The 17,387-nt window shown below is 69.8% G+C and carries 18 protein-coding genes and 1 pseudogene; 10 read left to right on the top strand and 9 right to left on the bottom strand.

From position 1 onward, the window contains the following. Nucleotides 1-50 precede the first annotated feature (50 nt). Nucleotides 51-764 (bottom strand): pyridoxamine 5'-phosphate oxidase family protein, encoded by a 714-nt coding sequence (locus OG963_RS39695; protein ID WP_371799985.1) that lies wholly within the window; start codon nt 762-764, stop codon nt 51-53. Nucleotides 765-1,045: 281 nt separating this feature from the next. On the opposite strand from OG963_RS39695, the pseudogene OG963_RS39690 reads away from it, so the two are divergent. The 4 genes and pseudogenes from OG963_RS39690 to OG963_RS39675 all read left to right on the top strand — a co-directional run. Then, nucleotides 1,046-1,276, top strand: a pseudogene (locus OG963_RS39690) (histidine kinase); the annotation flags it as partial. Between the two features lie 2 nt (nt 1,277-1,278). Then, nucleotides 1,279-1,659 (top strand): ATP-binding protein, encoded by a 381-nt coding sequence (locus OG963_RS39685; protein ID WP_319741463.1) that lies wholly within the window; start codon nt 1,279-1,281, stop codon nt 1,657-1,659. 137 nt (nt 1,660-1,796) lie between these two features. Continuing rightward, nucleotides 1,797-2,711, top strand: coding sequence for a universal stress protein (locus OG963_RS39680; protein WP_319741464.1), 915 nt, complete (start codon nt 1,797-1,799; stop codon nt 2,709-2,711). Continuing rightward, complete coding sequence (locus OG963_RS39675) at nt 2,708-3,586, top strand: universal stress protein (protein ID WP_319741465.1); 879 nt, start codon at nt 2,708-2,710, stop codon at nt 3,584-3,586. Before OG963_RS39680 ends, OG963_RS39675 begins: the two co-directional genes overlap by 4 nt. A gap of 136 nt (nt 3,587-3,722) precedes the next feature. On the opposite strand, the gene OG963_RS39670 is transcribed toward OG963_RS39675, so the two are convergent. Beyond that, nucleotides 3,723-4,181: a Crp/Fnr family transcriptional regulator gene (locus OG963_RS39670; protein ID WP_030933831.1), complete on the bottom strand. Its 459-nt coding sequence runs from the start codon at nt 4,179-4,181 to the stop codon at nt 3,723-3,725. Between the two features lie 403 nt (nt 4,182-4,584). Here OG963_RS39670 and OG963_RS39665 point away from each other — a divergent pair, with 403 nt between their 5' ends. Next, nucleotides 4,585-5,460 carry a universal stress protein gene (locus OG963_RS39665; protein WP_371799984.1) on the top strand — a complete coding sequence of 292 codons (876 nt, stop codon included), beginning with the start codon at nt 4,585-4,587 and terminating at the stop codon, nt 5,458-5,460. 52 nt (nt 5,461-5,512) lie between these two features. On the opposite strand, the gene OG963_RS39660 is transcribed toward OG963_RS39665, so the two are convergent. Beyond that, entirely contained in the window at nt 5,513-6,580 is a 1,068-nt protein-coding gene (locus tag OG963_RS39660) for a zinc-dependent alcohol dehydrogenase family protein (protein ID WP_319741467.1), read from the bottom strand. Nucleotides 6,581-6,920: 340 nt separating this feature from the next. Between OG963_RS39660 and OG963_RS39655 the strand changes: the two genes are divergently transcribed. Then, nucleotides 6,921-7,622: a response regulator transcription factor gene (locus OG963_RS39655; protein WP_319741468.1), complete on the top strand. Its 702-nt coding sequence runs from the start codon at nt 6,921-6,923 to the stop codon at nt 7,620-7,622. Between the two features lie 660 nt (nt 7,623-8,282). After that, nucleotides 8,283-8,714 carry a transglycosylase SLT domain-containing protein gene (locus OG963_RS39650; RefSeq protein ID WP_319330875.1) on the top strand — a complete coding sequence of 144 codons (432 nt, stop codon included), beginning with the start codon at nt 8,283-8,285 and terminating at the stop codon, nt 8,712-8,714. A 440-nt stretch (nt 8,715-9,154) separates the two neighbouring features. Here the strand turns inward: OG963_RS39650 and OG963_RS39645 are convergent, their stop codons facing one another. Further along, entirely contained in the window at nt 9,155-10,378 is a 1,224-nt protein-coding gene (locus OG963_RS39645; RefSeq protein ID WP_371799983.1) for an MFS transporter, read from the bottom strand. Between the two features lie 206 nt (nt 10,379-10,584). Between OG963_RS39645 and OG963_RS39640 the strand changes: the two genes are divergently transcribed. Beyond that, a complete protein-coding gene (locus OG963_RS39640; protein ID WP_371799982.1) occupies nt 10,585-11,532 on the top strand; it encodes an NAD(P)H-binding protein in 948 nt (315 codons plus the stop codon). Between the two features lie 10 nt (nt 11,533-11,542). On the opposite strand, the gene OG963_RS39635 is transcribed toward OG963_RS39640, so the two are convergent. The 3 genes from OG963_RS39635 to OG963_RS39625 form a co-directional block, all read right to left on the bottom strand. Next, the gene (locus OG963_RS39635; protein WP_319330729.1) at nt 11,543-11,914 is read right to left on the bottom strand and encodes a hypothetical protein; all 372 of its coding nucleotides are present in this window, start codon (nt 11,912-11,914) and stop codon (nt 11,543-11,545) included. 315 nt (nt 11,915-12,229) lie between these two features. Then, complete coding sequence (locus OG963_RS39630) at nt 12,230-12,943, bottom strand: SDR family oxidoreductase (protein ID WP_319330727.1); 714 nt, start codon at nt 12,941-12,943, stop codon at nt 12,230-12,232. A 207-nt stretch (nt 12,944-13,150) separates the two neighbouring features. Continuing rightward, a complete protein-coding gene (locus tag OG963_RS39625; RefSeq protein ID WP_371799981.1) occupies nt 13,151-14,074 on the bottom strand; it encodes a LysR family transcriptional regulator in 924 nt (307 codons plus the stop codon). Nucleotides 14,075-14,224: 150 nt separating this feature from the next. On the opposite strand from OG963_RS39625, the gene OG963_RS39620 reads away from it, so the two are divergent. Continuing rightward, on the top strand, nt 14,225-14,527 hold the full coding sequence (locus OG963_RS39620) for a muconolactone Delta-isomerase family protein (protein WP_319330723.1): 303 nt from the start codon (nt 14,225-14,227) through the stop codon (nt 14,525-14,527). 96 nt (nt 14,528-14,623) lie between these two features. Next, a complete protein-coding gene (locus OG963_RS39615) occupies nt 14,624-15,898 on the top strand; it encodes a YbfB/YjiJ family MFS transporter (RefSeq protein WP_371799980.1) in 1,275 nt (424 codons plus the stop codon). 58 nt (nt 15,899-15,956) lie between these two features. Here the strand turns inward: OG963_RS39615 and OG963_RS39610 are convergent, their stop codons facing one another. Further along, nucleotides 15,957-16,577 (bottom strand): TetR/AcrR family transcriptional regulator, encoded by a 621-nt coding sequence (locus tag OG963_RS39610; RefSeq protein ID WP_319330721.1) that lies wholly within the window; start codon nt 16,575-16,577, stop codon nt 15,957-15,959. Between the two features lie 100 nt (nt 16,578-16,677). Further along, complete coding sequence (locus OG963_RS39605) at nt 16,678-17,226, bottom strand: CchlQ (RefSeq protein ID WP_319330719.1); 549 nt, start codon at nt 17,224-17,226, stop codon at nt 16,678-16,680. Between the last annotated feature and the right edge of the window lie 161 nt (nt 17,227-17,387).

The raw sequence follows: 17,387 nt of genomic DNA, 5'->3' as shown, positions 1-17,387 counted from the left end.
GCTGCGCAGACGGCGGCGCGGCTCCCACTCCCTGCCGCATGCGCCGAGGATCAGCCGGAAGGCGAAGGCGGGGTGGGGCTCTGACATACCTGGACGCGCCGACCGGTGAGCCGAGTGGGGGCGATGGTCAGCCACAGGTCGCGCGGTCCGTCCGCCCACGGGGCCGTGTACGCCACCTCGTTCAGGTGCTGTACGACGTTCGGGTCGTCCACCGTCGACGCCGTGCCGATGGCCAGAACACTCCACCCCTGACTCAGCGCGTCGTCGATGTGGTCGACCTCGAAGGCGACCACGTGGCCCGCCGCGCCGGCAGGCGTGGCACCGGCTGCCGTCCGGAAGGCCAGAAGGCTGTCGACGACCACGTAGTTCACCGGGACAACGGTCGGCCCGTCCGTCGTGGAGACAGAGATTCGCCCCACCCCGTGGGTGGACAGCAGCGCACGGCACTCGTCAGCGCTCAGCTCGATGAGTCGCGAGTGGCGACCCGCACGGCCGGTACCGGGCGGAAGATCCATGCTGCTGCCGGTGAGCTCGGAAACGGTCGTGTCCAGAGCATTGGCCAGCCGCAGCATGAAACTCATGCTGGGCATGGCCGGCTGTTCCTCGAGGTACTGAATGTAGGTGGCGGCCGAACCGGACCTGTCGGCCACCTCCTGCCTGGTCAGCCCCAGCTCTTCGCGACGTGCCGCAATGCGTCTGCCCACGTCACCCGGCGTCGTCGCGCGTTCCTCGGGCGAGGGGCCCCGGGGTTCTTCCTCCGACATGCTGCGCACATCCCTCTGCTGGTCGGTGCAATCACTGTTGCTGGTCGGTGCGATCACTGTCCGCGCATTCGCGCAGATCGGCCTCAGCATCAATCCTGTGCCGGAACGACGCAGACCGCACGGGCCGACCGGCCCGGTGCACACCCCGCTCAGCCCATTCCCGGGTCCGGCCACGGTGTTCCGCAGGCCCCGCGGACGGCCACGACGACGCGGGCCCGATCCCTTCCGGAGCCCTATCGTGCGAGGTGGGCGCCAACCGGACCGGAGGGGATGGTGTCGCGGTGAGCGAAGAGCATGCGGCGGGTGCCGAGGGCCTCGCGCTGTTCCCTCTGGACGAGCTTCTCCGCGAGCTGGAGATCCGCATCAGCGCCGTACGCGGAACGCGGGACAGCCTGCACAGTCTTCTCGAGGCGGTTCTCTCGGTCGGGAGGGAACTGGACCTGGCCCAGGTACTACGCGGAATCGTGGAGGCTGCCGTCGAGCTGGTGGACGCCAGGTACGGCGCGCTGGGAGGGTGACCGCGGCCATCGAGGCCGCGGCGCCCTCGCTGGGCTTCAGACCCACACTGCGGGTGGACGGTTCCATCGACGCCGAGGTGCCATCAGCGGTGTCCGGCCCTCTCATCGCGGTCCTGGAGGAAGCGCTGAGCAACACCGCCCGTCATGCCGCCGCTCGCAACGTCGACGTGCACGTCGAGGCGGCCGCAGGCATGGTGACACTGACCGTCACCGACGACGGCGTGGGCGTCCCGCCAGGAGCTGCGCGAAGTGGACTGCACAACATGCAAGAGCGAGCCCTCGCACTGGGAGGTGTGTTCCGTCAGGACACCCCGCCCGGGGGAGGAACCAGGATCGTCTGGCGGGTGCCTCTGTCCGGCACGGAAACGGACGGCTGAGCAGCGCGCCCGGTACTGCCTGCGCGCCGCACAGCTGTCAGGGGACCTTCGGCCCGCACGCGGGCCCCTCCGGCCCTCGTCCGGCGCAAGGCCGTGGTGGCAACGTGAAGGATGCCCCGACGTGGCAAGGAGGAATGATGACGAGCAATGCTTCCGGCCCTCCGCGACACGGGGTGGTCGTGGTCGGCACCGATGGTTCGGCCGCTGCCGGTTCCGCACTCCTGTGGGCGGCCGCTGAAGCGGCGCGAAGAGAAAGCCCGCTGCGTATCGTCCACGGCACGGACACCGAGAACCGGGCCGCGCACCTGTCCGTCGAGACACTGGACCGGATCGGGAAGGCGGGACGGGAGCTGCTGGAGAGGGCGGCAGCCGAAGTCACCCGGCACTACCCCGGTGTCGAGGTCACGACCGAACTCAGCCGGAGCAAGCCGGCGGCCGGTCTGCGCTCGGCAGCCGGAACGGATGGCACCATCGTTGTCGGCAGCCGCGGACTGGGCGGGTTCTCCGCATTGCTGCTCGGCTCGGTCGGACTGCAGGTGGCAGCGGAGGGCGAGGTGCCCGTCGTCGTGGTCCGCGACGACGGGCAACGCGCACGGGCGGGTGTCGTACTGGCCGCCCTGGGCGGCGCAGCGGACCTGGAATGTGTCCGCCATGCGGCACGGGCCGCCGAACTGCGCAAAGCCTCCCTGCGCATGCTGAGCGTCTGGAACGTATTCCAGTACGTAGGCCTCGTCACTCCTCTGATGGATGACGTCGACGAGATCGCCCATCGGCGCTCCAGCGAGATCTCGACGGTCGCCGACCGGATCCGGGAGGAGTTCCCCGGCCTGGCCGTGACGACGGATGTGGAGAAGGGCAACTCGACGGCCGGTGTGCTGGTCGAGGCATCACGCGACGCGGACCTGCTGGTCATGGCCGGCGGGCGGGGTCCCCGCCTCTTCGGGCCGTCGCTGGCACGGGTCACCCATGCCGTGCTCCACCATGCCCACTGCCCGGTCCTGCTCGTCCCGCGTGCCCGTGGGGCCGCAGAACCGGAACAGGAGAAGTCATGACCAGCAATCTGGACCACTCGGAAGTGCTCGTCGGTGTCGACCTGAACAGACCGTTCCATCTGCCGCTGGTCTGGGCGGCCGACGAGGCCCACCGCAGAGGACTGACCGTACGGCTCCTGTTGGCGGTCCCTCCGACCCACCACGGCCACCATGTGGACAGCACCGCACAGCATCTGGCCCTGCGCGCCCATGGAGACGACTCGCTCGCGCAGGCGGCAGCCCGTATCCACGAACGGCACGAGGACCTCGAGGTGGTCACCGAGCTGCTGGACGGAATGCCGGCCCCTCTGCTCTGCCGGCACAGCCGGCAGGCCCGCATGATCGTACTGGGGACGCGCGAGCTGGGCCGCCTCGCGGAATTCCTGAGCGCGGGTTCGGTGACCGTGCCGGTCAGTGCGCAGGCGCCCTGTCCGGTCGTCGTGGTGCGCGAGCCCGAGCACATCACCCAGCAGCCGCCCCACGTGGTCGTCGGAGTCGACGGCAGCCCGGCGTCGGACGCAGCTGTGGCTTTCGCCTTCGAGGAGGCCGCCCTGCGTGGCGCCGAACTCCGTGCCCTGCTGGTGCGGCCGTCGTCCATGATCTCTTTCAGGGAGTCGGCTTCGGCGGAGCCGGAGCGGCTCAAGCTGCTCACCGAAGCGGTCGCCGGGCCGTCCGCCGAGTACCCGGACGTGCACGTCACCCACGAGGTGGCGCGGGGGCACCCTGTGGAAGAGCTTGCCCGCGCCTCCGAGGACGCCCTGGCCGTCGTGGTCGGCCGACGAGGGCAGGGCGGATACACCGGCATGCGGCTCGGCTCGGTGGTTCATGGTCTGCTGCACCGGGCGCACTGCCCCGTCATCACCGTTCCGGGACCGGCAACCGTTCCCGCGCCGTGATCCGGGCGCGAACGTTCCGGCGCCCCGTGGGTGCCGCGGTCGCGCCTCGTCGCAGCCGGTGAGGCCACCGGCTGTGGTGGGCGATCTTCAGCGCGCTTCGACCCCAGGTGGGAGGTCCGCTCGGCGGGGCGACGGCTCAGGTGCTGTTGGTCAGCCCGCTTCCGTGCGGGGCGTACAGGTCGAGCAGCCGGGCCCGGGTGGACTGCAACCGGTGGGCCACCACCCGGGCGACCCACAGAGCCACGGCGGTGGCCAGCTCGGGATCCGCCTGGCACTCCTGGCGTACCTGAGCCGCGTCCAGCTCGTACGCGCGTACCAGGGTCATCGCCTCTGCTCCCAGCTGCCACACATATGGGCTGAACAACCAGGACCAGCCGATGAGTTCACCATGACCGAGGGACTCGATGACCGCCGGGGGGCGTCCCGGCACACAGAAGTCGAGAGTGACCGTGCCGGTCCGCACGATCCAGAAGTGGTCGGCGCTCTGTCCTTCCTCAAAGATGCGTGTCCCTTCGGGGAACGACACTTCCGTGGCGAAGTGCATGAGCCGGTCGCGGTGCTCGGGACCGAGCGACCGCATGGTCGGAGAGGTCATATCGGGTCTCCTCCACAAGGGCGGCATTCGTCGTCGGTGAGGTGGCGAGAAGCGGATGGATCTCTCTGCGCTCCCGTGCCGTCTCGTACGCCTCCTCCGACGGACCTGGTACCAGTTTCCACCGGTTTCCCGGTGGTCGGCAGGGGCTGTCCGGGGTGGCCCGGGGGCCGACCGGCCCTAAGGCCTGTCCCGTGGTCTCTGGCGGGCCCTCGGCAGCCCGGCTCGCCACCGAGCGGGGCGGACGAATCCGTCGGCGCCGCGTCCACCGCTCCGGGCAGCCGCCGCTCCCGTTGGGCCGAACGTCCCGCATTGGGGACCGATCGTCCCTCCCGCCGATCCCGTGCGGATGTCACGGTGGCGACACGGGGTTCTTCCAGCCGCGGGAAGAAAGGCGGTGGGGACGATGGAGCTGCCCGTGGTCGTGGGCGTGGACGGATCGGATTCCAGTCTCCGGGCAGTCGACTGGGCCGCGGACGAGGCCGCCCGTCACGGGCTGCCGCTGCGACTCGTGTACGTCTCCCGGTGGGAGCGTTACGAGGCGGCAAGCCTGCAACAGAGCCTCGAACGCCCCTCCGAGCAAGTGCTGGCGGACAGCATCGTGACCGATGCGGCCGCGCGTGCCGCCGTCCGTGACCCCGAGGTGACGGTCACGGCCGAGGTGCTGGCCCAGGACACGGTCACCGCGTTGCTGGACGAGGGGCACAGGGCCACGATGCTGGTCACGGGCTCAAGGGGCCGCGGCCAGCTCAAGGAGCTCCTGCTGGGCTCGGTGAGTCTGGCCGTGGCGGCCCGCGCCCACTGCCCCGTCGTCGTGGTGCGTGGCGACGCCACGGGAACCGTCGGCGCGCACGGCCGCATCCTTCTCGGTGTGGCCGACCCGGCACGGGGAACGGCTGCCGTCGCGTTCGCGTTCCGGGAGGCCGCCGTCCGGAAAAGTGAGATCGACGCCGTGCGCTCCTGGCGTCGCCCGGGGTACGAGGGCACCGGACTCCTGCGCGACACGAGCGCTCCTGGTGTCTCCCGCGAGATGCGCGCGGAAACGGAACTCGATCAGGCCCTCGGACCGTTCCTCGGCAGACATCCCGATGTCGCCGTACGCCGCTCCACGGTCGAAGGACCGGCCCATCTGGTGCTCGTACACCGCTCCGCCGCCGCCGACCTGCTCGTCGTGGGAGCACCGCGGCGGCACGGGCTCGTAGGCCTGCAGATCGGCCGTACGGCGCACGCGGCACTCCACCATGCGCACTGTGCGGTCGCGGTGGTGCCGCAGCCCCAGTGACGAAGCGACAGCAGGACGTCCTCGACCGTGATCGAGGACGTCCTTCACGCTGTCATGCGGGTACATCGACGACGTCGTGCTGCACGCCGCCCAGCACCACCTTGAGTGCGCCGGTCTCGGCTGCGGCTGCAAACACTTCGTACGCCTCCTCCATCTGATCGAGGTCGAAGTGGTGCGTCACCAGCGAGCCCGTGGACAGGCGGCCGGCGGTCAGCAGGCGCAGGAGGACGGGCGTGGAGTACGTGTCCACGAGCCCCGTCGTGATCGTCACACCCTTGATCCACAGGTCCTCCAGGTGGAGGTCTACCGGCTTGCCGTGCACCCCGACGTTCGCCACACGCCCACCCGGGCGGACCACCCTCGTGCACAGTTCGAAACTGTCCGGTACGCCGACCGCTTCGATGGCCACATCGGCCCCGAGGCCTTCGGTGAGGTCTTCGACGAGTTGCTGAGGATCTTCTCCCGCGTTCACCACGGCGTCCGCCCCGAACGCCCGTGCTGCCTCCAGCCGGGACCGGGCCAGGTCCACAACGATGATCCGCCAGGGGGAGTACAGCCGTGCGGTGGCGATGGCGGCCAGTCCGATCGGGCCTGCGCCGACGATGACCACGGTGTCACCCGGGCGGACCCCGCCGTTGAGCACCCCCACCTCGTAGGCGGTGGGCAGGATGTCGGAGAACAGCACACCGTCCTTGTCGTCCACCGCGGCGGGGAGCGGGTGCACCGACAGGTCGGTGTGCGGGATGCGCACGTACTCGGCCTGCGTGCCGTCGATCAGGTGTCCCAGTACCCATCCGCCGCCGCCGCGGCACTGTCCGTAGCGCCGCTCGCGGCAGAAGCGGCAACGGCCGCACGAGGAGATGCAGGACACCAGTACCCGGTCCCCGGGACGGACCGTCCGCACGTCGTCGCCCACCTCCACTACTTCCCCGACGGCCTCGTGGCCGAGCACCCGGCCCGGTGTCACCTCGGGCACGTCACCTTTGAGGATGTGCAGATCCGTGCCGCAGATCGTTGTCGTGCCGACTCGGACAATGGCGTCCGACGCGTTCTCGATGTCCGGGTCCGGTACCTCGTCCCAGGAACCCTTGCCCGGCCCGTGGAAAACGAATGCCTTCATCGCGATCGCTCCCTGGTGCGCGTTGCTCCGTGGCGCCCTTCCACTGCCATCCTGTGCCGAAGTACTGCCGACACGCATGGGCCGGTCGGTACCCAGAACGGGTGCACCGGCCCAATCGGAGAAACCGGCGGGAGAGCGAGAGTGGAATTGCGCCCGCAGCACCAGGGCTCCGGGCCGCCGCACGCGGGACCGGGCATGGTCGATGTTGAATGGGAACCCAGCCGTCCCGTCGGGAGAACGCAGGCTCCACGGCACACGGCCATGAGCCGTCCGGGCCTGGCACCACCCGGAAGATGTGGGCAGGACCGGGCCGGAACGCACGAGCGGGCAAGGGGCAATCATGGATGACGCACCCCAGTTCTCGGAATCAGCACCCATCAAGGTGTTCCTGCTCGACGATCACGAAGTCGTACGCCGGGGCCTGCGCGACCTGCTCGACACCGAGCCGGACATCGAGGTCGTCGGTGAAGCCGGCACCGCCGACCATGCGCTCGCCCGCGGGCCCGCGCTACGACCGGATGTAGCAGTCCTGGACGTACGTCTGCCGGACGGCGACGGCATCACCGTCTGCCGCGAACTGCGATCCCGCATGCCCGGCCTGGCCTGTCTGATGCTCACCTCGTTCGACGACGACGACGCACTGCTGGACGCGATCATGGCCGGCGCCGCGGGATACGTGCTGAAGCAGATCAAGGGATCGGACCTCGTCTCGGCGGTCCGGGCCGTCGCATCGGGCCAGTCCATGCTCGATCCCGCCACCACCACACGTTTGATGAGGACGCTCCGGCACGACGACACCCCTGCCTGTGCTGCGGACGACGCCCTTTCGGGGCTGTCCCCGCGCGAGCGCGAGATCCTGGACCTGATCGGCGAGGGGTTGACCAACCGCCAAATCGGCAAGCGGCTCTTCCTCTCGGAAAAGACCGTGAAGAACCACATTTCGCGGCTGCTCGCCAAGCTGGGTGTAGAACGCCGCATCCAGGCGGCCGTCATCGCCACCGAGGCCCGTCCTCACTCCCCCTACGCCGACGGGAACCACTGAGGAACAACGAGCGGGGCAGCGGCGCGGGCCGACTTCGCCGTGGCGCGACTCGTAGGGTTCAGGCGCCTCTGCGTGATCGGTCGCGCCGCCCCTCGTCCGTAGCGCGCAGTCCCCGGCCCTCCGGAGAACGCTGGAATTCGGCGTTCACCCTGGCGGACCCAGCGGGCCACCGCATCGTCAATTCCCGCTGCGCACCAGCGCGGGCCCCGTCCCCTTCCGCTCGGTTTCCTCGGTCGCCCCCGGTCCGCCCATACCTACGACCAAAGGCCGGGATTCCGCGTCGGTTCGCGCGAATAACCCACCACCCCCACCCCCGATACGGAACGCTTATTCAGAATTACGGTGAGCGAATTAAACGTTCCCGATATGACGCAGGCCACATGACATGCGTCACTCTTGTGTCGTTTTGAGGCATTTGCCGTGTGGGGTGAGCCATATGGCCCGCGTCACTCCGAAGTCGAATAGTAGAACCACCGAGCCCCGCCACCCGTCCCACGAAGCCAGTTCTTCAATCATTCTCTGCGCCTGGTACTAATCGCAGTAGTAAGAGGTGGTCATTGACCAGGGATTCCCTCCTGATTAACAATTCTTGGCATCACCCCCCGACAGAACAGGAATTACCACGTGCGGATCACCACGATGCCCAAGAAGTTCGCTCGCATGACCAAGACCAAGAAGATCTCGCTGGGCATGGTCGCGGCCGGTGCCGCCGTCGTGGCCGGTACCGTCGTCAGCGCCCCGGCCGCCTCGGCCGCCACTCCCGCCCAGTCCGGCGGCAACGTCGACGCCTGGATCAAGGAGTCGCTGAAGGTCATGCACGCCAAGGGCATCCCGGGCACCTACGAGGGCATCCGCAAGAACCTGATGCGTGAGTCCTCCGGCAACCCCCAGGCCATCAACAACTGGGACTCCAACGCCATGAAGGGCATCCCCTCCAAGGGCCTGATGCAGGTCATCGACCCCACCTTCAACGCGTACCACGTCGCCGGCACCTCGACGAACATCTACGACCCGGTCGCCAACATCACGGCCTCCGCCAACTACGCCGCGCACCGCTACGGCTCGATCGACAACGTCAACTCGGCCTACTGATCCGGCCCGACGAACCACCCCGGTCGCCCAGCACGTCCCGGGCGACCAGCACCCCGCACAGAACCACCGGGCGCAGAACCGCAGGCCGCGTCCCCACGACCGGCCTGCCCACGACCGCCGCTCCCACAGCCACCGACGGCACGCCCCGGTCACGCGCAGACGGCGCATCACAGCCGGGGTCACAGCCCCCGGCCCCGCGCCCTCGCCAAGGGAAGCGGCGTCCACCCGGCGTCGAAGTGCCGACGCACACCCACCGGTCGACGCCCAGCACCGGCTGTCGTGATGGCGCGCACGACGCCACCTTCGCGCCGTGCCCTGTCAGCGTCCCGGACCCCTTTCGTCGACAGCGACGCTCTCAGGGCTTCACCGGTGACACGAGCGGACGTCACCGAATGGCGCGACGTGTTCCGGCTTCTCCCCGACGACAGGACTCGCGGCCTTCACCGGCGACCGACAACTCCTCCCGCCGGGGGCCTGCATGCCGCGTACGCTCCCGCGCCTGCCGCCAGCAGCATCACGCAGCCCGTGAAGATCAGTCCGGCTTGGCGCAGCCCGAGCCATGTGGCCAGGGCACCCACCCCGACCACCGGCACCGAGATCCCGGTGTAGGCGACGACGAAGAACGCCGAAATGGTGCCGCCACGATGCTCTGCCGGGGCGGCACTGCTGACCAGGGTGAGTGCCGCGCGAAAGGCCAGTCCCTGGCCGGTGCCGCCGCACAGGGCACCCAGGACGAGCAGCACCATGGATTCGGCGATCAGCGACGACGCCACCAGCAGCAGGCCCGCGACGAGAATGCCGCACCCCACGGGGAGCGCGAGGCGGGCGCCGATCCGTTGAGTCAAGGACTGCCCGACGGTCGAAGCGAGAAACACGGAGAAGACCACGGCGCCGGAGACAGCCAGGTTGTGCACACCCAGCGTCCGCGCGTCGAAGCTCGGCGCGACCGCCGTGAACAGCCCGAGAAGCGCGAAGCCGGCGAACGCCGCCAGCGAGGCGGGCGGGAACACACCCTTCACTTCGGAAGGCACCGTGACTCCCTGCGGCGTCAGAGGCGGCCAACTCTTCGGCTCGGCCACGGTCTCCGGCAGGAACCAGGTAATCACCGCGGCCACGGCCACCAGCCCCAGGTGGACCCAGAACGGCAGCGTCAGCGGCCAAGGCGTGTACTGCGCGAGGAAGCCCGAGAGCAGTGGCCCGCACCCCAGACCACCCATGTTCGCCGCAGTGGCGGCGAAACCGGCACGCGCCTTCTGTCCTGGACCCGCCAACTCGATGACGGCCGCTGTTGCCGCACCGCTCAGCAGGCCGGCCGCACAGCCCGACAGCAGTCGCCCCGCGAAGAGCAGCGGCAGGCCATTCTGCAGGAGGAAGCATCCCGCGCTCGCGGCCGACAGAGCCATCGCGCACAGCAGCACGGGTCGGCGGCCGACCTCGTCGGAGTAGTTTCCCGCCACCAGGAGCACGGTGATGACCGCGACGGCGTACACGGCGAAGATCACGGTCACCAGCAGCTCGGAGAACCCGATCTGTTCCTGGTAGAGCCCGTACAGCGGAGTGGGCAGTGTGGTCCCGGCCATCCCGATGGCGAACACCACTGCCGCCGCCGGATAGCCCGGCCGCCGGCCACCGGCTGCCTTCCCTGCGCCGTCACGAACGATCACGCAGGTCACCCTACGAGCGGCCCCGCACCGCAGCGGCGACCGGCACGAGGTGGCTCGCCGCTCCGTGCAGGCGCGAGCGCGGGGTTCTCATGTCGTCTCCCCCATCGGCGGATGATCTCCCGTGACTCGTCGCACCGCTGCTCCATCCCGGTCTGACCGGCAGGGCGTCCCACAGCCGGGCGCTGCGACCCGGCAGGATCACGCCCATGGTGCACCGACCCTCGATCCCCTCACCCGAAACCGCCCTGACCCTCGTGACAGGCGCCGCCGGCGACGTCGGCCGGAGGGTGGTGGAACGCCTACGCGGCGACGGCCTGCCGGTTCGCGCATTCGTGCACCGGGACGACGAGCGCGCCGCCGAGCTCCGCGACCTGGGGGCGGACGTCGCCGTGGGCGATCTGACACGGGCGGCCGACGTCGTCCGGGCGCTCGACGGCTGTCGCCGGATGTACTTCGGGCTGACCGTCTCCTCCTACTATCTGGAGGCGACTGTGACCGCGGCGGTGGCCGCCCTGGACCAGGGGCGTCTCGAGATCTTCGTCAACATGTCCCAGCTGACGGTCTCCCAGATGACACTGGCCAGCACCAGCGAATCCAGGCAACAGCGTCAGCACTGGCTCGCCGAACAGACCCTCGACTGGTCCGGACTCCCGGTGACCCACATCAGGCCCACGGTGTTCATGGAGAACCCGATCTTCCTGATGGCCATGGCCGCCGACGTCGCGCAGGACGACACCATCCGGCTTCCCTTCGGATCGGGCCGTACCTCCCCGGTCGCCATCCAGGACGTCGCCGAGGTGGCGGCCACCATCCTCGCCTCGCCGGACGCACACGTGGGCCGCACCTACGGCCTGACCGGAGAGCGCTCCCGCGACATGGCAGCCATCGCGGAAGAACTCACCGACGCATTGGGCAGAGACATCACCTACGCCGACGTACCCCACGAGGAATGGGTACGCACCAGGCTCACGCCTCTGGGCCTGCCTGATCACATTCGCGATCACCTCTCCACGATGGCGCGCCTGCACGCCGCGAACAGGTACGACCGAGCCACCGACGACGTGGAGCTGATCACCGGACACCCCCCGCTGAGCTTCCGCGACTTCGTACGGAGCCATTCCGCGGCCTTCACCGGCACCACGCGCGCACAGTGATCAGCCGCAACTAATCGAGCCGGGACACCTGGTAGTGACTGATGTACCAGCGGTCCTCGACTCGCTTCACCAGTACACCGAGATGGACGCTCACCGTGGGCCTGTCGGTGAACGAGAAGTCGACGCTCAGATAGCCGTGCACGAGGTCGTCGGCGGGCCGCCTGGTTTCGAGAATCCGATACGCGGCCGTCATCCCGAGGGGTTGGGAGTCGTAGTAGTCGGCGACGCCCTGCCGTCCGACGCTGTAGGGGCGCAGGCCCTGGAAGATCGCGTCCTCGGTGAAGTGGTTGGCGACCCGCTGCGGGTCGTGCCCGTCGACGGCTGCTTTCCACTGGTCGAGGACACCGCGCAGGATCGCCTCGCTGTCTGTCGTGCTGTTCATCATGGATCTCCTGTCAGGTGTGACGGGGGCAAACGGCTTCCTGCCCGGCGGGTCACGATGCAGGTCCCCGAGTCTGCGCCGGGCTCGGGAACGGCGATGGCGGGGACCGCCCGCGACGACGTCGCGCGCATGGCCGGGCGGCGCGAGGCGGCGGTCCGAGTGGCCGCGCCCCTCGTGGCCCGCACCACGAGGCCGTCGGCTTCGCCCCTGGTACGGGCTGTCTGAACACGGCCTCGACGCGCCCCGCCCGACGGCGACCACCGCGCGACGGGCCCTGCCCAGCGGGCCACGGGGCACGTCAGAGGCGCCTTCGGGTCAGCGGCCGGCGCTCTGGCCGCCGTCGACGTGGAGGATCTCGCCGGTGACGAACGGGGCGTTCTCGAGGTAGATCACCGCGTCCACGATGTCGCTGAGTTCGCCCATCCGGCCGACCGGGTGCAGTCCGGCGAGCGCCTCGTGGGTCTCCTCGGCGTGCATGGGGGTCTTGATGATGCCCGGAGAGACGGCGTTGGTACGGATGCCACGCTTGGCGTACTCGATGGCGAGGGACTTGGTGGCGGACTGCAGGCCGCCCTTGGTCAGCGAGGCGAGCACGGAGGGGACGTTGGAGTCGGCGTGGTCGACCAGGCTGGTGGTGATGTTGACGATGTGCCCGCCGCCCTGGGCGAGCATGTGCTCGATGGCCAGCTGGGTGATGCGGAAGAAGCCGCGCAGGTTCACGCCGGTCGCCGTGGCGTAGTCGTCCTGGGTGTACTCGTGGAAGGGCTTGGCGAGGAAGATGCCCGCGTTGTTGACCAGGGTGTCGACACGGCCGAACCGCTCGACGGCGGCAGCGATGACGCGTTCGGCGGTGGCGGGGTCGGCGATGTCGCCCTGGACGGTGACGACGTCCGTGTCCTGCGACTCGGCGACGGTCCGCGAGGTGGCGACGACGCCGTAGCCGAGCTTGCGGTAGGCGTCGACGAGGCCTGCACCGATGCCCTGCGACGCGCCGGTGATGACTGCGACCTTCTGGCCCTGAGCACTCATGATGATCTTCTCCATAACGGGATGTGTTCCGACCGATCGACTAGCCGACCGGTCACCTATCGAAAGGTAGACGACCGGTCGAGAAAGAGTCAACGAGCACTGACGTCAGTCCAAGGACCGGATTCCTCATTGCTGATAGGCGCAGCCTCCCATCCCAGGCTGGCCGAGGCCGGGACCGACGCCGGTTCGCCGGAGGAGCGGGGCCGCCTATTGTCCCTGCGCGCCGCTGTCGGGGCGCCAGGCGCCCGGGGCGTCGATTCCCAGGTCGCCGACGCCGTCGCAGAGCGCGTCGACCACGGCACGTACGGCCGGGCGGGCCTCGCTGCCGCGCCAGACCAGGAACCAGGGCCAGTACACCTCAGGCCCGCGGACCGGACGGGGGACCAGGTCGGGCGGCAGCTGGGCGGACTGTCCCTTGGGCGAGTTGATGACCGGGCGGCCACTGCGCCGGACATGGTCGAAGAACGCGGAGCCGGTGATACCGCCGTCCGAGATGTGTACGGCGCGGGCCCCGGTGTCCCGGGCCAACTGTTCGGCATAGAGGTTCCAGGACGACCAGGAGGTGGTGTCGTCGTCGAGGAGGACATCGGTGTCGCGGGCGAGTACCTCGCCGGTGTCATCGCCGGTGGCGACGGCGTAGAGCCGGTCGGCGCCGATGAGCCGCGCCTGAAGGCCGAGCTGCTCCAGGTCCTCGGTCCGCACCCAGCACACCGCGAGGTCCAGACTGCCGTCGGCGACCCGGGCGGCCTGCGTGTGGGAGGGCGCGATCCACGCGTCGATGTGGAGTTGGGCCACCGCGGGGGTGCGGGCGACCAGGTCTGCCGGGAGCCAGTTGACGTAACCGAGCCGGACCCGCTCCGCTCCGGAAAGCCGGCCGGCTCGGCGCTGGAGGTCGTCGGCCCGTTCCAGCAGGTCGCGGGTGTGCGGGAGCAGGGCCGCCCCGGCCGGGGTGAGGGACACCGAGCGGCGGTCACGGTCGAACAGGCTCACGCCGAGGTCGCGTTCCAGCACTTTGATCTGCTGGGACAGCGAAGGCCCGGCGATCAGGAGCCGCTCGGCGGCCCGGCCGAAATTCAGTTCCTCGGCGACCGCGACGAAGTACCGCAGTTGACGCAACTCCACGCCCGCCATGCTACGTCCGGTGGGAGGCTGCGCCTACAAGTACCAAGGATGCCGGTCGTGGCGTCGGCCCTCGTGGCAGGTACACGATGGCCCATGGAAACCGTCCGCACCAATGGCGCACCGGTGCGAAACCGGACGCCGACCGAACGGAGCAGAACCATGCGCGAATTCCTGGTCGAGATCACCACCACCATCCCTGAGGGCACCACCCAGGACGAGGTCGACCGGCGTCGCGCCGCCGAAGCCGTCCGTGCCAAGGAACTGGCCTCCACCGGCCACCTGGCCCGGCTGTGGCGCCCGGTCGGCGAGTTGCGCAGCATCGGCGTCTGGCGTGCCGCCGACGAGGCCGAGCTCCACGAGAAGGTGCTCGGCACGCTGCCTCTGCGCTCGTGGATGTCGCTCGACGTCACCCCTCTCGAGTCCCACCCCAACGACCCGGGCCGGACCGACGCCACGCGGTGACCCGCGGTCTTCCTTCGGACATACACCGCCGCCGTCACGCGGCCGCAGCAAAAGACCGCGCCCCGCACACGCGCACGGCCCCACGAGGACTTCGTCATGAGACTGCGAACCCAGCGCCGCTCCTCCGCCCGGTCCAGCGGCCCGTTCCGCTCGCCGTGGACCCACGTGGCGCAGGCCGCCGCAGCGCTCGCCGCGGGCATGGGGGTCGGCCGCTTCGTCTACACCCCGATCCTTCCCCTGATGCACACCCAGGCAGGGCTGTCCTCAGCCGCGGGCGCGAACCTGGCCACCGCCAACTACATCGGCTACCTCGTCGGAGCGCTGATGGGCATCGCGATGCCGGCACTGGTCCGCTCACCCGCAGTGCTGCGCGGTTCCTTGATCGTCCTGACCGGCAGTCTCGTCGCGATGCCCGCCACCCACAGCGTCACCGTGTGGATCGTGCTGCGACTGCTGGCCGGCCTGACCAGCGCCCTGATCTTCGTCGTCGCCGTCAGCTCGGTCCTCAGCCACCTGCGCGATCACCCCGCTCACCTGCCCGGCTGGGCGTTCGGTGGAGTCGGCGCAGGCATCGCCCTGTCCGGTCTGCTCGTTCTCGTCCTGCGTTCCGTGGCCGACTGGCGGGCCGCCTGGTGGGCCTCGGCCGGACTCGCCGCCGTCTTCGCCGCTGTTGCATGGAATCTGCGCCCTGAGGGCACACCCGCGTCCGACGCCGGCTCCACGACGGGGCCCGCCCGACCGAGCCCGCGCCCGCGCCCGCACCGCTGGTTCACCGCCCTGTTCGCCGCCTACACCCTGGAGGGCATCGGCTACATCGTCGCCGGCACGTTCCTGGTCGCCGCGATCGAGCAGAGCTCCCCGGGCTGGGCGGGCAGCGGCGCCTGGGTGCTCGTCGGTCTGGCTGCCGTACCGTCCTCGGCGCTGTGGGCCCGGCTGGGCCGGCACTGGTCCCGCCCCGACCTGTTGTGCGCCGCCCTCGTCATCCAGGCGGTCGGCATCGCCCTCCCCGCGCTGATCGGCGGCGTGACAGCTGCCTTGATCTCCGCGCTGCTGTTCGGCGCGACGTTCCTCGGCGTCAGCACCATCGCCCTGGCTGCAGGAACCCACCTGCAGTTCCCCAGGTCGGTCGCCCTGCTGACCGCCGGCTACTCCGTGGGCCAGATCCTCGGCCCGTTGGTCGTCACCCCGCTGCTTCACCACGGCTACCACCAAGCCCTGATCCTGGCCGCCCTGGTGGTCCTCGCCGCCGCCGGTGCCGCCGCCGTGCTGCGGATCGGCTTCCCGCACCACATGGCCGTCGTGCGGAGCACCGTCCCCGGACGGCGGTCCGCGTCGGCAGAAACCGCGCCGATTCGGAGCGATCGCCCTTGACACCCCTTGTCGCCCGCCGTTCAGCCCCTGGTGCCGGCCGCCGCTCCGGGCGGGGGTGTCAGCTGCCGGCCAGTGCCTCCTGCGGTGCGCGCGCACCGAGCAGGGCCAGGCAGTTCGCCCACAGGGGGCTGAGCCTGTGGGTGTTGTTGTAGAGCTTGGCGAACAGCACCTGTCCCTCGAGCTGGGCGACGACGGACCGTGCGGCTTCCCGGGTGTCGGTCACGCTGACCTCGTCGCGTTCAAGAGCCTCGGTGATGACCGAGTCGACCATCTCGACCTGTGCGTCGAAGATCTCCTGCAGTCGGGCACGGATGGCCTCGGTCTGGTTGCTCATCTCCAGGGTGAGATTCCCGAACAGACAGCCCGAGACGGTGCCACAGCTCTGCTGGCCGGCGCGCTGGCCGGCCTCCGTCACCTCGAACAGCTGCCGCAGCCGGTCCAGTGGTTCTGCTTCGCTGTTCAGAATGCCCGTCCAGTCCCGCTTCTGGCCGGCCCAGTGCTCGTCGATGACGGCAAGGGCAAGGGCCTCCTTGGACTCGAAGAAATAGTAGAAGCTGCCCTTGGGGACACCGGCCGCCTTGCAGATCTCGGCCACGCCCAACGCCGAGTACCCGCGTAGCTCGATGAGCGACTGCGCGGCACTGAGGATCTTCTCTTTGGCGTCACTGGTCCGTCCCATGTCGCGAGTGTACGACCCGACCGTCACTTACTGGACCGGTCGGCTACGGGACAGCCCTTTGCGGATTCCGGTTGCCGTGCGCCACCCCGGGGGACGCGGATCAGCCCGCGCCGGCCAGGTCCCCGTTGCACAAGGGGCACCGCTCCTTGCCGTCCCAGGCGTGCCAGCCGAAGACGGCGGGTACCAGAGACTGCCCCTCCAGTTCGTCGCGGACGGCGACTCGGTAGGCCCACACGCTCGCGATGTACGGGTGGTACGCATCGTGGAAGGCGGGTGAGGAGACGGGCGCGCCCGTCGCGACGGCGCTGCGCAGTGCGCGAAGCTGCTCGAACATCGCCTGGCCCGCGCCGGCGACCGTCGCGCTGGCGTCGATGAACAGCCTCTCCCGTACCTCGTACAGTCTGGCCTCGGTCAAGGCGGCGCGGCTGGCCGACTCCAAGTCGGTGGCGGCATCAGGTGCCTGCGCGAGTCGGCGCAGCTGCGTATGCGCGGCGCCCGCAGCAGCGATGAAATCGATGTACGCCTCGCGGCGCCGCGCGCCGAGGCCGCGGTCGGCCTCCTGTCGCGTGCGCAGACGGTCGGCCAGAACGGTTCCGGATATCGCGATCACGGCGCCGCCCAGCGTCGCAACCAACGTCCCCCACTCCATGCGCACACCCCCCTGTCCGCCGGTTCGGACGGCACCGTAGCACCACGCCGTGGACCGCGCCGGTGGGCGCGGGGTCGGCCGTTCACTCGGTCGCGGTCTCATACTCGGTCGGCGGCGGCGTGGCGGGGCCGACCACGCAGCTCCGCAGAGACGCTCCGCGT

The sequence above is a fragment of the Streptomyces sp. NBC_01707 genome, from assembly GCF_041438805.1.
In the GTDB taxonomy this organism is placed as follows: Bacteria; Actinomycetota; Actinomycetes; order Streptomycetales; family Streptomycetaceae; genus Streptomyces.
Note: the sequence above shows the minus strand (reverse complement) of the source record. Positions and strands in the feature narration are given on the sequence as shown.